The organism is Alcaligenes sp. RM2, assembly GCF_052931795.1.
Genome location: NZ_JBRFIO010000004.1, coordinates 303349 through 317719 on the forward strand (window position 1 = coordinate 303349; position 14371 = coordinate 317719).

The 14371-nt window shown below is 56.6% G+C and carries 12 protein-coding genes; 4 read left to right on the plus strand and 8 right to left on the minus strand.

Annotation, left to right across the window (positions count from 1 at the left end; genetic code table 11):
• Window positions 1-332: 332 nt before the first annotated feature.
• The 3 genes from ACU6HM_RS15165 to ACU6HM_RS15175 form a co-directional block, all read right to left on the minus strand.
• On the minus strand, window positions 333-467 hold the full coding sequence (locus ACU6HM_RS15165; RefSeq protein ID WP_274984788.1) for a hypothetical protein: 135 nt from the start codon (window positions 465-467) through the stop codon (window positions 333-335).
• 167 nt (window positions 468-634) lie between these two features.
• Window positions 635-1795: a thiolase family protein gene (locus ACU6HM_RS15170; RefSeq protein WP_446764011.1), complete on the minus strand. Its 1161-nt coding sequence runs from the start codon at window positions 1793-1795 to the stop codon at window positions 635-637.
• A gap of 21 nt (window positions 1796-1816) precedes the next feature.
• The gene (locus tag ACU6HM_RS15175; protein ID WP_250756469.1) at window positions 1817-3433 is read right to left on the minus strand and encodes an ATP-dependent acyl-CoA ligase; all 1617 of its coding nucleotides are present in this window, start codon (window positions 3431-3433) and stop codon (window positions 1817-1819) included.
• A 356-nt stretch (window positions 3434-3789) separates the two neighbouring features.
• Between ACU6HM_RS15175 and ACU6HM_RS15180 the strand changes: the two genes are divergently transcribed.
• Window positions 3790-4746 (plus strand): Bug family tripartite tricarboxylate transporter substrate binding protein, encoded by a 957-nt coding sequence (locus ACU6HM_RS15180; protein WP_031232798.1) that lies wholly within the window; start codon window positions 3790-3792, stop codon window positions 4744-4746.
• 234 nt (window positions 4747-4980) lie between these two features.
• Here the strand turns inward: ACU6HM_RS15180 and ACU6HM_RS15185 are convergent, their stop codons facing one another.
• Window positions 4981-5649: a GntR family transcriptional regulator gene (locus ACU6HM_RS15185; protein ID WP_009460173.1), complete on the minus strand. Its 669-nt coding sequence runs from the start codon at window positions 5647-5649 to the stop codon at window positions 4981-4983.
• A gap of 147 nt (window positions 5650-5796) precedes the next feature.
• On the opposite strand from ACU6HM_RS15185, the gene ACU6HM_RS15190 reads away from it, so the two are divergent.
• Window positions 5797-6681 carry a LysR family transcriptional regulator gene (locus ACU6HM_RS15190; RefSeq protein ID WP_026483813.1) on the plus strand — a complete coding sequence of 295 codons (885 nt, stop codon included), beginning with the start codon at window positions 5797-5799 and terminating at the stop codon, window positions 6679-6681.
• A gap of 106 nt (window positions 6682-6787) precedes the next feature.
• The gene (locus ACU6HM_RS15195) at window positions 6788-8035 is read left to right on the plus strand and encodes a D-amino acid dehydrogenase (protein WP_009460169.1); all 1248 of its coding nucleotides are present in this window, start codon (window positions 6788-6790) and stop codon (window positions 8033-8035) included.
• 197 nt (window positions 8036-8232) lie between these two features.
• Here ACU6HM_RS15195 and ACU6HM_RS15200 read toward each other — a convergent pair whose 3' ends face one another.
• On the minus strand, window positions 8233-9243 hold the full coding sequence (locus ACU6HM_RS15200; protein ID WP_446764012.1) for an acyltransferase: 1011 nt from the start codon (window positions 9241-9243) through the stop codon (window positions 8233-8235).
• A gap of 278 nt (window positions 9244-9521) precedes the next feature.
• Between ACU6HM_RS15200 and rmuC the strand changes: the two genes are divergently transcribed.
• Window positions 9522-10889: a DNA recombination protein RmuC gene (gene rmuC / locus ACU6HM_RS15205; RefSeq protein ID WP_446764013.1), complete on the plus strand. Its 1368-nt coding sequence runs from the start codon at window positions 9522-9524 to the stop codon at window positions 10887-10889.
• Between the two features lie 110 nt (window positions 10890-10999).
• Here rmuC and ACU6HM_RS15210 read toward each other — a convergent pair whose 3' ends face one another.
• The 3 genes from ACU6HM_RS15210 to ACU6HM_RS15220 form a co-directional block, all read right to left on the minus strand.
• A complete protein-coding gene (locus ACU6HM_RS15210; protein WP_026483809.1) occupies window positions 11000-11284 on the minus strand; it encodes a HigA family addiction module antitoxin in 285 nt (94 codons plus the stop codon).
• A gap of 9 nt (window positions 11285-11293) precedes the next feature.
• The gene (locus ACU6HM_RS15215; RefSeq protein ID WP_446764014.1) at window positions 11294-11590 is read right to left on the minus strand and encodes a type II toxin-antitoxin system RelE/ParE family toxin; all 297 of its coding nucleotides are present in this window, start codon (window positions 11588-11590) and stop codon (window positions 11294-11296) included.
• 134 nt (window positions 11591-11724) lie between these two features.
• Window positions 11725-14274 (minus strand): EAL domain-containing protein, encoded by a 2550-nt coding sequence (locus ACU6HM_RS15220; RefSeq protein WP_250756475.1) that lies wholly within the window; start codon window positions 14272-14274, stop codon window positions 11725-11727.
• Window positions 14275-14371 lie beyond the last annotated feature (97 nt).

Sequence of the window (14371 nt, forward strand, 5' to 3'; positions counted from 1 at the left end):
GTGACTTGCCGCCGGCAGATAATTGCGCAGGGGTGCAAGCACCTTGCTGTTTGAGTCCGACGTTTGTGGTTTGTCCGGGGGACAAACCACCGGACGAGTTCAAGGTGCGCCCGTAGCGATTATCTGACCAGGGCACCGGCGCATAGCGCCGGCAAGTTGCCAGCCCCAACACCGGGACAGCCCCTTAATCAGCGTCTTATAGCCACCTTCTTCATCGCGTCGAACAGTGGTTGACTCCAAACCTTGAGTCACCCTGATCTCTACACTCTGGGCATCTAAACCCAACCCCATCCAATCGAGCCATTCCAAAGAAAGCAGTTGAGAAACTGCCTTTACTCTCGCACAGGATCAGCATAGATCCCGCCATCCCGCAAAGCCAAAGCGACCTTATCCCCTCGCTGGACAGCCTCATCCAGCACACGAGCAATCAACACCGGCCCCGCATCGCTGGCAACCGTAGCCAGCATATACACCCCAGTCTCCTCGCCAGAGATGGCACTACGCGTCAATTCTGTGACCACACCAGACGCACACCCCTCAGCCAGAAACTCATCCCCATGACACCTCGGACACAAGAACCGCGCCGGAAACATCCGATGATCACACTGCACACAACGAAATACAGAAGGGCTCATCACAAGGCCTCCAAAACAAGCGCGGTCGAACACATGCCATAGCGATACTCCACCATGCCGTATCCCGTGACCAAACCGTAACGAGCCTGCGCCACCTGACGCTCCCCCGCCTGACCGCTCAACTGACGCATCACCTCCACCAGTCCATGCAGACTGCAAGCAGCCCCGGCCTGCCCAGCCGACAATTGCCCGCCAGAGGTATTCAAAGGCACACGTCCCGTCGCAATCGACTCGTGAATAAACTGCTTGGCGTTATCAGCCCGAAAGAAGCCCAAATCCTGCAATTGAGCCAGAACCATGACGGGGTAGTCATCATAAATACTGAGGACATCCATATCAGCCGGACTCAGCCCCGAGTCCGCCCACAAAGCCGGAGCCAAAGCCGCCAAACCCGTGCTCAAACCATCGCCTTGCTGATCATCAATATTATGAAAGCTGCGTAAAGCCTTTACCGTAGTCGCAGGCTGATTCTGCGCCGCCGGATGATCCGCGCGCATCACAATCAAGGCATTGGCTCCATCCACCACCGGCACACAATCCAGTCGCGTCAAAGGATCTGCCACTTGAGGCGCATTCAAGTACTTATCCAGACTCATGGGACTGCGATACGCAGCACCCGGATTCATGCTGGCCCATAGCCGCTGGCGCATGACCAGAGCTGCGTAGTCCTCTCGCTCCAAACCCAGCTTGCGCATTTGATTCGCCGTCAGCATGGCAAAGCGATGATTCGGGCTGCCCGCGCCCAAAGGCCGCAAATGATCGTAAGTTGTTTGGTTATAGTTTTCGACCAGTTGCTGGAAGTCCTTGGCCTGAAAATGATCCCCGGCCACAATCGCAATACAGCGGGCATCACCCGCCTGAACCGCACGAATAGCGTGCTGCAGAATATTCAGGCCACTGGCGCCGCCATTGCTATCATCCATGATCCAGCCTACCTTCAAGCCCAGCTTCCAGGCCAGATCAATAGCCCGATCCGGTGCATGGGTAAAGGAGGCTACCCCCAGACCATCAATGTCGCTGGCCTTCAGACCTGCTGCGGCAAGAGACTGCTTGAAAGCCTGGGCCAGCAGCTCGGAGGTGCCAAGTTGACCACGCCGGGTGTAGGTGACCTCGGTTGCGCCCAGCAGGCGCACCGTGTCCAGATTGAAATTAGGCGTCATATTGAATTCCTGTGGCAGCCATCAGCGGCGAACCTGATAGCCTGCTTTTTCTCTATCCCAGGTGTTGGGACCAATGCCGCGATCACGTAGGGCAAACTTCTGAATCTTGCCATTTTCCGTGGTGGGCAAGACTTGGGCAAACTCAATAAAGCGCGGTACGGCAAAGTAAGGCAGACGGCGCTCGCAATGCTGTAGCAGCTCCTCGCAGCTGACCGTGCAATCCGGACGCAACACAATCATGGCCATGACCTCGTCTTCGGCCAGCTCGGACTTGGCGGCATAGACAGCAACCGTATGGACCGCAGGATGGCTGGCCAAAGCCTGCTCGACTTCGTAGGAGGAAATGTTCTCACCACGACGACGAATCATGTCCTTCAGGCGGTCCACAAAGCGGTAGTAACCATCCGCATCGCGCACGACGCGGTCACCCGTGTGGAACCACAGGTTTTTCCAGGTTTCGACTGTCTTGTCCGGTTGACCGTAGTATCCCAGCGCGAAGGCGTAGGGTTCATCGGCGCGCAGTAACAGTTCGCCCACTTCACCGTCTGGCAAGGGATTGTCGTGCTCATCCACGACCAGAGCCTCAAAACCTTCCGACACACGGCCCATATAGCCATTGCGCTGTTCCTGAATGCCACGGCCCATGACATAGTTAGTCTCGGTAGAACCAAAGCCATCCAGCAGATGCATGCGGCAGCGCTCCAGAAACTGGCTATGAAACTGCTCGGGAACACCCGGGCCTAATGCTATGCGCGTCTTGTGCAGCTTCTCTGCCGCCGTCTCAGGTTTGGACAGCAAGATAGGCACCATTGCGCCTAGCAGATAGGTAATCGTGGCGCCGGTTTCATACAGATTGTCGAAGAAACGGCTGGCCGAGAAACGCTTGTCCACCACCATGCAGGCGTCGCTGACCAGAGCCTGGAAAAACGTGTTCAAGGCATTGGTGTGGAACATGGGCAGGCAGGTGTACAGCACATCATCGGGCTTCATGCCCAGCTTGCTGGCAGTGTAAATGCCCCACCAGTAGAACTGGGCGTGCGGGCACTGAACGCCTTTGGAAGGGCCCGAGGTGCCGGAGGTGTACAGAATGGCCAGCGTATCGCCGGGGCCTATATCGGCAGGCTCGCAGTAATCGCCCAAAGCAGGCAGATCGCAGGTGCTCACCGCCAGTGTTTGTGCCGCTTCCTGGCCTTGAATCAACCAGGCTTGCTGGACGGCGGTAGCGCCAAGGTCCACATCGGCCAGCAGCGGCGTCAGATCCGTTTCCACTACCAGCAAACTGGCTTGGCTATTGCACAAGATGTGCTGCAACTGCGCCCCGCGCGAGGCCGTATTGATAGGCACCACAATCGCGCCCAGCCAGCCGCAACCCAGAACCATATCCAGGAATTCGTGGCGGTTGGTGCACAGCAAGGCAACACGGTCGCCACGTTTGATACCGGCACGGCTCAATCGGCTGGCACTGGCAGCGGCCCTGTGCAAGGTTTGCTGGCCGGTGTAGTGAGTGTTGCGGTCTGAAAACAGCGGAGCATCACCCATGCGCTCTGCGCGCAGGCGCAACAGGGCGGGTACCGTGCGTTGCGTGGCAGGTATTGAAAACAGCGGCAATTCAGAAGCAGGAATGGAATGGGCGTGCATGATCTATCTGTCTCCCGGCCAACGCGCGATCAAGGCGGCAAGCCGATATGCATGGGTGAAATTACTAATATCCTGCAAACAGTATACTGCAATATATTATTTTGAAATTCCTGTCCTTCACCGGAAAAACCCGAAGTAGCAGAGCTCACCAGGCAGTGGTATTTCGCGCAAACCAGGGGCGGAGCAAGGACAGAAAAGGGGGCGTTTTGCAGGCCGGAGCAGGATAGCCAGCAAGACGGTTGATCAGGTTTATGGACGACAGTTGATCAGCAACAAACAGGCCAGGCTCACGTGTTTGAGCCAATGTGCTTCACAATGACTTTGAATAAGCCCACAGGGGCAACGGGGATAGAACAATGAAGGTATGGCTTAAATTAGCAACGTGTTGTGCGCTGATGTTGGGTGCACAGGTCCATGCTCAAAACAAGAATGTGACGCTGGTTGTGCCTTACCCACCGGGCGGTGCGGCTGACCAGTTGGCGCGGGTGATTTCTCAGGAAATGGGCACACGCTTTGATCAGAAAGTCATTGTGGAAAACCGCCCGGGTGCGGGTGCCCAGGTTGCCATGAACGTGGTGAAAAACGCCAACCCCAGCTCCTTGGGTACAGTGTTGTTCCTGGCCGATAGCGGTGCTTACTCCTTGAACCGCCACCTGTACCAACGTCTGAATTACGACGTGGCTACCGACCTGATCCCCATGACGCTGGCTGCCAAGGCGCCGGTGTTCCTGCTGGTCAATAAAGACAGCCCCTTCAAGACGGTTCAGGATCTGGTGGCTGCAGGGCAGAAGCAGGAGCTGACATACGGTTCGCCTGGTATGGGTACGGGCACTCATCTTTTGGGCGAGATGCTGCGCAAAGAAACCGGCGCTCGTCTGGTGCACGTGCCTTACAAGGGCGCAGGCCCCGCTTTGATTGATGCCGTCAGCGGCCAGATCGACTTTATCTTTGACGTGCTGACGGGCAGCCGTGGCTTCCTGGAAGATGGCCGCCTGCGCGCCATTGCCGCTGCGACAACCGAGCGCAGCCCTTTGCGTCCAGACGTGCCTACGATTGCCGAAGCCGGTATCCCCAATGTGGCATTTACCATCTGGTGGGGTATTTCGGCCAAAGCCGGTACGCCTGACGAGGACGTAGCCCGCCTGACCGAGCAACTGACGGCTGTCCTGAAAGAGGATGCAGTGGTCAAGAAATTCGTGGACTTCGGCATTCAGATCGAGCCTTCCACTCCCAAAGAGTTTGCTGATCTGATCGAGCACGATGCTCAGGCCATGGGACCAACCATCAAGGCCCTGGAAATCACGCTGGACTAAAAGACGTGATGGCTTGAAGAAAAAAGGCGCTACGGCGCCTTTTTTTGTTGTGCGTGGGCTGTTCCGGAACCAAGAGGGGACGCTGTCTTCAGCACACAAGGCAATTGCTTGGGCTGATGGGCTAAACCTTGTATATGGGTTACAGCCGGGGCTTTATATTGCCGGTGATTGAGCAGGAAGCATCGATGGCGGCAATCACCGCCTGCCTTGCAGCTTCCTGCTTATGCTGAATCATTAAGCCAGCAGCTCCGCCTGCTTGAGGCAGTAAGCCGAGCAGCAGATGACCAGATTTTCCATGATCAGATGGGCCGCCTGCTCTTCCTGACGCTCGCTGAAAGCCTGACAAATCCCCTTGGCCCGCTGCATGGTTTCCAGACGGAATTGAGGGTCTTGCAAGCAGGCAATCCGGGCCTGATCGGCCTGGTCATGCAGACGCGCCATCGTATCGACCAGCTGCTTGTTGGGCACCATGCTGATCCAGGCGCTGCGGAACGCCCAGTTGGCCTGAATATTGTCGATGGGATCGCCTTGCTGATGGGTAGCTTCAATACGGCTCAAGGCCTGTTCCATGGCCTGCATGCCCACTCTGCTTTGATTGACGCAAGCCAGCTTGGCGGCAGGCGGTTCCAGCAACAGGCGTACCGAGAAAATATCTTCAATATCCTGGGCGGTGTAGACCCGCAATACAAAACCGCGCGATGTTCCTTCCAGCACCCCTTCGTTTTTCAGTTGCAGCAAGGCTTCGCGCACCGGCATGCGTGAGACATTCAGGCTGGCGGCAATTTCGTTATCCACCAGCCGCACATCAAAACCGATTTTGCCCAAGGCAATGTCCTGGCGCAGCATGCCGTAGACTTGTTCACGGATATTGGGTTCGCGTTTTTTATAAGGATTGGCAGCCATAAGCTCGCCCGGCGCTTGGCGCACGGCAAAAGACTCAAAGGGCTATAGGATACCAAGTAAGCCATGGGGGCTGACGCGTTTTATGTCAGGCCAAGTTGCAGGATAATAAGTTGTTTTCAGACCAGCACGCAGCAGGAGGGCCAGTCGATGCGGTGGCGGCATGTGGAAATTTTTGATGCGATTTGCCGTGGCGGCTCGTTGACGCAGGCCGCGCAGCTGCTGCATATCTCTCAGCCAGCGGCCAGCAAAATGTTGGCGACTGCAGAAATGCAGCTGGGCTTTCGATTGTTCGACCGTGTGCGCGGTCGCCTGATCCCTACGCGTGAGGCCAGCATTCTGGCTCCCTACGTTGCGCGTCTGCATCAGAATCTGGATGACGTCAGCCGCTTGGCGCGTAATCTGCGCTCCCACCATGAAGGCTTGTGGCGTATTGGCAGCAGCCCGGCTTTTGGTTTGGAGCTATTGCCGGTGGCCTTGAGCCGTTGTCGTCGGGCTCACCCGGCCATGAGTTTCGAGCTGCGCACACACCACAGCGGGGAGCTCTTGCAAGCTCTGGAGACGCGCGACCTGGATATGGTGATGAGCTTTGATCAGGGCGAGTCTTCCGGTGTGCAACAGCAGGTGCTGGCCCATACCGAACTGGTGCACGTTACCTTGCCGGGCGTTGCACCCTTACGCCATTGGGAGGAGATGGCCGAGCGTGCTTTCATCGCTTTGGACGCTGACGATCCCGTTGGCGCGATGGTGGAAGATCTGCTGCAAAGCTATGTCCCCGATGTTGCCCCCTTCATGCGTGTGCAGACCCATTACGTGGCTTGTGGCCTGGTTTTACAACAGGTGGGCGAGGCCCTGGTGGATCTGGTTACGGCCCGAGCCATGCAAGGCCGAGGCCTTGCCATACACCGCCTGCCCGAGCCTTTGCCAATTCCAGTCAGCATTTTGACGGCTCACGACGATGCCGGTTCTGGCTCGCGTGAACGTGTGTTGGACCACATCCGGCAGGCTCTGCTGGAATGCCGTTTTCCGGATTGAGTAGAACGCTGATTCCATAACCCAGGGTTATGGAGTGCGCCAACTATTCATTGGCGCTCTGCAGCGACCCCCAAGACAATAGAGGCCAGTTATTGGGGGTATTTCCATGCATGTATGTATTATTGGCGCCGGTGTCATTGGGATGAGCACCGCGTTCATGTTGCGCCAGAAAGGGGTGAAGGTCACGGTACTGGAAGCCGGTTCGCAAGTAGCCGGACAGACCAGCTTTGCCAACGGCGGACAACTGAGCTACAGCTATGTGGCCCCCCTGGCCGATCCCGGTGTGTTCAAGGATTTGCCACGCTGGTTATTGAATAAAGACTCGCCCCTGCGCTTCAAGCCTGCGTTGAGCCCGCAGCAGTGGCGCTGGCTGCTGCATTTTCTGAAAGCTTGCCGAGGCGATGTGGTGCGCCGTACCACCGCGCAGATGTTGACCTTGTCCTATCTGAGCCGCGATATCCTGCACGACTGGCAAGAGCGCTTCAATCTGGAGTTTGCCCATCAAAACAATGGCAAATTGATTGTGTTCCGCAGCCCTGGCCCGTTCCAGCATGCGCGTGAACAGGCGCAATTGCAGGCGGATATGGGATCGTCACAACAAGTGCTGGAAGCGGCCCAAGTGCTGGAGCTGGAACCTTCTTTGCAGGCGTTGGGCTTGCGCTTGCAGGGTGCGATTTACACGCCTAGCGAAGAAGCGGGCGACGCTTATCTGTTTTCCGTGGCCTTGCACGAGCGCATGCAAAACGACAGCGACTACCAGTTGAAGCTGAACACGCCGGTGCAGCGCTTTGTAATGGAAGGGCGCGATATCCGTGCGGTGCAAACCGCTGAAGGCGAGATTCAGGCGGATCAGTTTGTTGTTGCCAGCGGGATGGGTACGGTGCCTTTACTGCGTCAGCTGGGTGGCCGTCCCCTGATCTACCCGCTGAAGGGCTATAGTTTGAGCCTCCCCTTGGAAGGCTTGAATCAGGCCGTGCCGGCTATCAGCGTGACCGACTACGAACAGCGCATTGTGTATGCCCGTTTGGGTGAAGTGCTGCGTATGGCCGCGATGGTAGATATTGGTTTTGATGGCCTGGATATTCCCGCTGCCCGTATGGCAACTTTGAAGCAACAGGTGAAGGATCTGTTCCCTGGCCTGCCGCTGGAGCAGGCGCAGACCTGGGCCGGTTTGCGTCCTGCTACGCCTTCGGGCAAGCCCGTTGTGGGGGCCAGCAAGCTGGCCGGTCGCTTGTGGGTGAATGCAGGCCACGGCGCATTGGGCTTCACCTTGGCTTGCGGTAGCGCGGCGATTCTGGCGGCTCACTTGACGGGCGAGGCTTCGCCTATTGATGATGCTCCATTTCGTCCTTAGACCTTGAAGCGGATGATGGGTACGTGGCAATCAATTGTCCGTGGCCGGTCGTGGGTTTACGGTAGCAGGGCGTGGTATTGAACGTTTGGCGCTGGGTAATTGGCCGTTAGTAATCAGTAGCGATGATTGCGCACCAGTAGATGGAGATGGGCAAGTTTTCCCTTGGAAGCTTGCCCATTTTTTTGACGTATTTGTTTTTAGACGGTTGCCCGCAAAACCGGCGTCGCTTTGAAGCCCGCCGTCAGCAACAGGGATAGCCCATAAATAGCTACCGCCAGCACCGGAATCGACCACAGCGCATTGAAATCCAGTGCCGTGAACAGGTAGCGGTACATCAGGTCGATCAGCCAGGGGTGGATCAAATACACCCCCAAGGTCAGCTCCGCCAGATGGGCACTGATACGCGAGTTGATCAAGGGCTGATCCCAGTCACGCAGCAGCAGAATCAGTGCGATGGACATGGGGATGACGGTGATGCTCAGGTAATCATAAAAGTACGCACCCGTTTGTCTATCGTGCGTGATAGCCAGTGCATAAAAGCCCCAGGCCGTTGCCATGATACTGCCCAGCAGCACCGTGATAGTCAGCCAGCGGGGCACATTCGCCGGCACTTTGCGCAGCAGGTAACCGAGCAGGAAATAGGGCAGATAGGACAGGAACCAGGTAAAGAAGGGCGCAGAGTGGGTGTTCAAGTCCGGATTGCTGAGGGTGCTAAGGGCGGACAGCACAAAGGCCGCTCCGGTCAGCGCAGCCAGCTGCTTCAAGTTGGTGTTCTGAACCATGCGACGCAAAAAGGGCGTGAACAGGTACAGGCACACAATCATGTACAGAAACCAGAGATGGAAATAAGGCCGACCCTGTAGCAGCCGCTCCAGATAGGGATAGGGGTCCGCGTCCGGCGTCCACCAATGCTGCTTGAAGGCCGTCCAGCCCAAGTAGAAAGCGGTCCAGAACAGCAGCGGAAGCAAGACGCGCGATGCTCGCTTCCGATAGAACAGCTTCATGCCTTCCTGGGGACGAGGCTCGAGCAAGAGTGCGCCGCTGACCATGACGAATACCGGCACACACCAGCGGGTGGCGGCATCGTAAAGGTTGCCACTCCACCAGTTGGCGGTGCCCAACTCGGCGTTCAGGACGGCATAGGCGGCGATATGCAGGCAGACGACAGAGAAAATCGCCACGATCCGTGCATTGCTGATCCAGTTCATGACAAGACAGAAAAATCAGAGACCTCCCCATCCTAACGAGCAGACGTTTCTGATTTGTCCCCCAAATACGGGATTTAGCGTCCAGTTTTATCTGGATGTGACTGTATGGCTGAAGGTGGTATGTGAATGCGGATTGGATGAAATCATCCCGCTCCCTTTCGAGAGAGACTGTAAAAGGGTGTATAAATTACCAGCGTTATACGGTTAAATAGCAGGCTTAGCCAGACAGACCCGCCAGGGCATTCCTGAGCGGGCGGTGCTGGGCAGGAGTACGGTGGATGGAGCTGGATTTGAGGGGCTTGGATGTGCTGATTGCCCTGGTCACCTTGGCGCTGGGTTTGCTGATCGGGCTGTGGCTGAGGGCGCGCATGAGTGCGCCTGTCGAGCAGGCCTTGGCGGATCGCTGCGCACGTCTGGAACAAGATCTGGCCCATGCACAGGAGCAGACTCAGGATGCGCAGGACCGGGCAGTGGAGCTGGACAAGGAACTGATACGCCGCGATGCCCAGTTGCAGGCTCAGGAGATGCGCAATCAGGCCATACAAGAGGACCTGGAGCATAGCCGCGAGCAGATGCGTTTGCAGTTCGAGTCTTTGGCCCAGCAGATTCTGGAGGCTAAAGGACAGACCCTGCGTCAGGATAGTCAGCGCACTTTGGATGAAATGCTGCGACCATTCCGGGAGCAATTGGCAGGATTCCAGCTGCGTGTGAATCAAGTGCACGATGAATCCGTCAAAGGCCAGACTGCCTTGAGTCTGGAGCTGCAGCGCATGCAGGAAATGGGTCTGCGCATGAGTGCCGAGGCTCACTCCCTGGCGGTGGCGCTGAAGGGCGACAAAAAGACTACTGGCAACTGGGGTGAAACTCAGCTGGAAAAAACGCTGGAAGTGGCCGGTTTGGTACGAGGTGTCCACTTTGACACACAATGGCAGGCCCGCGACGAGCAAGGCCGCTTGCGATACCCTGACTTCGTGGTGCACCTGCCTCAGGACAAGCATCTGGTGCTCGATTGCAAAGTATCCCTGGTGGATTACGACCGCGCTATTCGCGCTGAGACTGACGAGGAACGTCAACAAAGCCTGCAAGCGCATGTGCAAGCGCTACGCAATCATATTGATGATCTGGCCTCCAAGGATTACAGCGCCTTGGCAGGCTTGAACAGCCCCGGCTTCGTGTTCATGTACGTGCCCATTGAAGCGGCCTATATGCAGGCTTTGCAGCAGCATCATGGCCTGTTTGACTACGGCCTGGGCAAGAACGTCCTGATGGTCTCGCACACAACCTTGCTGCCTATTTTGCGTACCGTAGCCAATATCTGGATGATGGTGCGCAGCAACGAGCAAGCCCATGAATTAAGTCAGCGCGCAGGTGATATCTACAACCAGGTATCCATCCTGGCCGAGCGCCTGAAAAAGCTGGGCGAAACCTTGGGGCAGGCGGGCAAACACTACAACAGCACGGTGACTGCACTGGCCGGCCAGCAAGGCTTGTACGGCAAAGTCAGCCGCTTTGCCGAGCTCTCGGCCAGGGCTAAACGCACTCAACCTGGCATTGAGCCCTTGCATACGGATATAGAGCACGAACGTCTGGATTGGGTCTTGCCGGAAGAGGCAGAGCCAGTTCAGGACAAAGAGCCAGATACCTAATCTGGAGCAGGCTTGAGGATATAGGGTAGATTGCAGGCCGAAAAAGCACATGGCGTCCGAGTACGCCGTGTAGCTCACATCGATTTATTGTTTATTCCGCGCGTCGTCGCTCAGGCATGAGCAGGTCCATGAAAGGACACGACTTTGGGCCTTGGCTTTTGCTCTGCCTGCCAAAGATCGTAGTGGGACTGCATGTTGATCCACATTTCGGCACTGGTTCCAAGGGCGTCGCGCAGGCGTAAGGCCATGTCTGCCGAAATACCGGCAGAACCATTGAGAATGCGCGATAAGGCTGCACGCGTTACGCCAAGGCGGGATGCCGCCTCAGTGACACTGAGTTCGCCCAAGTATTCCCGCAAGACTGGGCCGGGGTGGGATGGGTTGTGCATACGCATAATGTTTTCCTAGTGATAGTCCTGGTAGTCCACCAAAACAGCGTCTTCGCCTTCAAAGTAAAAGGTTAGACGCCAGTTTCCGCTAACCGATATTGTGTAGTGATCTTGTACAGATTGGCCTTTGGGGTTTTTGCCAGATAACTTGTGGAGCTTCCATCCGGGGGCGTTCATATCTTCCGCTTGAGTAGCAGAGTGCAGGGCCGTTAACTGAATCTGAAGGCGAACAGCATGCTTGGCTTGAATGCCGGGTTTGGAGCCGGTTTCAAAGTAAGCCTGAAGACCCTTGTGTCGGAAGCTCTTAATCATTTGTATAGTGTATATGATCGCTATACGATATGCAAATATTGACGTTATTCTTGGCCTATTTGCTGTTTCGCCTGGGGTTGAGTTTTTGAACTGGCTGAGGGGCGTTGAGGCTGGTTTAGTGCGGTCGATGGCTTTTATGGTTGAGCGCCATCATCCTGCTCAATAAGCTCCAGCCACTGCTCCACCAATTGCGGTGCACTGAACAGATAGCCTTGCAGCGCATGGCAGCCGCGACGCAGCAGGAATTCTTTTTGCTGCTCGTTCTCCACGCCCTCGGCCACGACATGCAGGCCTAGCTGTCTTGCCATTGCCAGCACCGTGCGCACAATGGCGTTGGCTTCCTGTTCCATGGGTACGCCCAGGATCAGGCTGCGGTCCATTTTCAGCTCATACAGAGGCAGGCGGCGGATGGCGGCCAGGTTGGAATAGCCAGTGCCAAAGTCGTCCATGGAAAAGCGGATACCCAGGTCTTTCAGCTCGCGCATCATGGAGTTGGCGGAGGAAAAGTCTTCCATCAGCACGCCCTCGGTGATTTCAAAGATCAGGCGATGGGCCGGTGCGCCGCTGGTTTCCAGGATCTGGCGTGTACGGCGGGCAAAGTCAGGGCGGCGGAATTGAATCGGGCTGACGTTGATGGAAATGGGGAAGCTGCATTCCTGGGTCTGCAGCAGCAGATCACAGACGGATGCCATGATCCAGTCGCCCAAGGGGGTGATCAAGTCCGTGCTTTCGGCCAGCGGAATGAACAGGTTGGGTGTCAGCATGCCGCGTGTCGGGTGCAGCCAGCGCAGCAGCACTTCGGCCCCGCTGATGCGGTTTTGCTTGTCGTACTGGGATTGGACAAACAGGCGCAACTGATCCGAACCAATAGCAAATCGCAGGTCGTGCTGCAGGCTCAGGTGTTCTTCAAGCGCCTCTTGCATGCCAGGTTCGTACAAGGTGATCTGGTTGCGGCCATTCTCCTTGGAGCGATACATGGCGGTGTCGGCCTGACGCATCAAGTCTTCAGAGGTCAGCGTACTGTCGGTAATCAGCGCCAGGCCGATACTGCTGCTACTCAGGTAGGAGTGGCCTTCGATGCTGTAGGGCTCTTCCAGACGGGTGCGTACCAGTTCAGCAAATTCCAGTGCTTCTTTGTAGCAGTCGCGCACAGTGCCGGGATGCAGGATTTTCAGGATGACGAATTCGTCTCCGCCCAGGCGGGCCACGATGTCCTGGGGATCAATCATCAAGGACAAGCGGCGCGCGACTTTGCGCAGCAAGGCATCGCCAATCGCGTGCCCTCGTGCATCGTTAATGTGCTTGAAGCGGTCCAGATCCAGGAAGTACAGCGCACCGGGTCGTTTGTACGGCTCTATGGTCTGCAGGTGACGTTCCAGACGCTGCAGCAGCAGGCGGCGGTTGGGCAGCTCGGTGAGCGGGTCATAGAAAGCCAGCCGGTAGTTCTCTGACTGCGTGGCTTTCAGGGCCGAGATATTCGTGGAGATACAGTACAGACTGGTCTGCCGGGTCTCGGGGTCTTTGACCGGCATTTTGATGGAAAAGAACGTGGCGCGTATATCGCCTTTCCGGTCGCGTACCACTTCTTCCACGGCCAGGCGTTCACCGCTGTACAGCACCTGCTCGTCGTTATGGCGGAACTCGTTAATAGTTTGTTTGTTGGCGTACAAATCCTGGTCGGTTTTGCCCACAATGCTGACGGTCGTGTAGTTCAGGTCTTCGCACAGCTTGCGGTTGGCGTACTGATAACGAAACTGATCGTCCTTGATGTAGACGTACGCATCAATCGCATCCAGTACCGTATGCAGATGGTGCTCGGTACGGACCAGTTTCTTGCGTTGACGACGCAGGCCAATGCGCATCAGGGTGACGGTCAGCAGGGCAATGGTCAGCAAGACACCCAGTGTCAGCAAGGCGGGGATAATCCAGGGCTTGGTCGGTTTCTCGATCAGGCGCAGGCCCCATTGGTTCAGTGTTTCTGTGTAAAACGGGTCGTTATTGTCTTGCCATTGCTTGATGTGAGTATCAATGGCGGCCAGCAGGTCCAGGTGGCGGTCCTTGGCCGTGACAAAGTAGGTATTGGTTGGCTCCAGCCGGATGGGGGCGGTTTTCAGGCCATGCTCGCCCGCATGGCGCACTCCAAATAAATGGCCGACTACGGCGGCGTCGGCCTGTTTGCTTTGGACCAGTTTCAGGGCATTGTATTGGGAGTCAGTAATGACCAGCCTGGAACCCAACTCCAGTTTCTGCAAAATATTGTAGAGCTGGGTTAGTTGCAGGGTGCCGCTCATGACAGCAATGCGCTTGCCATTCAAGTCGTTCAGAGCACCGATATGGGTGGTTTTACCTGTGAAGATCTGAGACCAGTCCTCCAGCACGGCGCGACTGTGAAAGCTGTACAGGGCGGCGCGCTCAGGGGAATAAGCCAGGCCGGGCACAATGTCCAGCAAGTCATTTTGCAGGGCATTCAAGCATTGCTGCCAGTCGCATTGCACGGCTTCCAGAGTCCAGCCTTCACGCTTGGCAATCTCCAGCAGGAGTTCGCCCATGATGCCGCCGGGCCTGGCTTGGCTGTCCAGCAGCAGTTTGGGTGGGTTTTCGTAAATACCCACGCGCACAATATGCTGCTGGGAATGCGGTGCAGCATGGGCGGCGGGGGCGACGAAACCCAGAGTGGCCAGCATGCCTAGCACGTACATTGCCCTGCGCAGCGATAGAGTAAAAAGGCGGGGCAAATTCATAGGGTAGAGGCTGCACAAAGCAGGTAATCGGGGGCGGGTG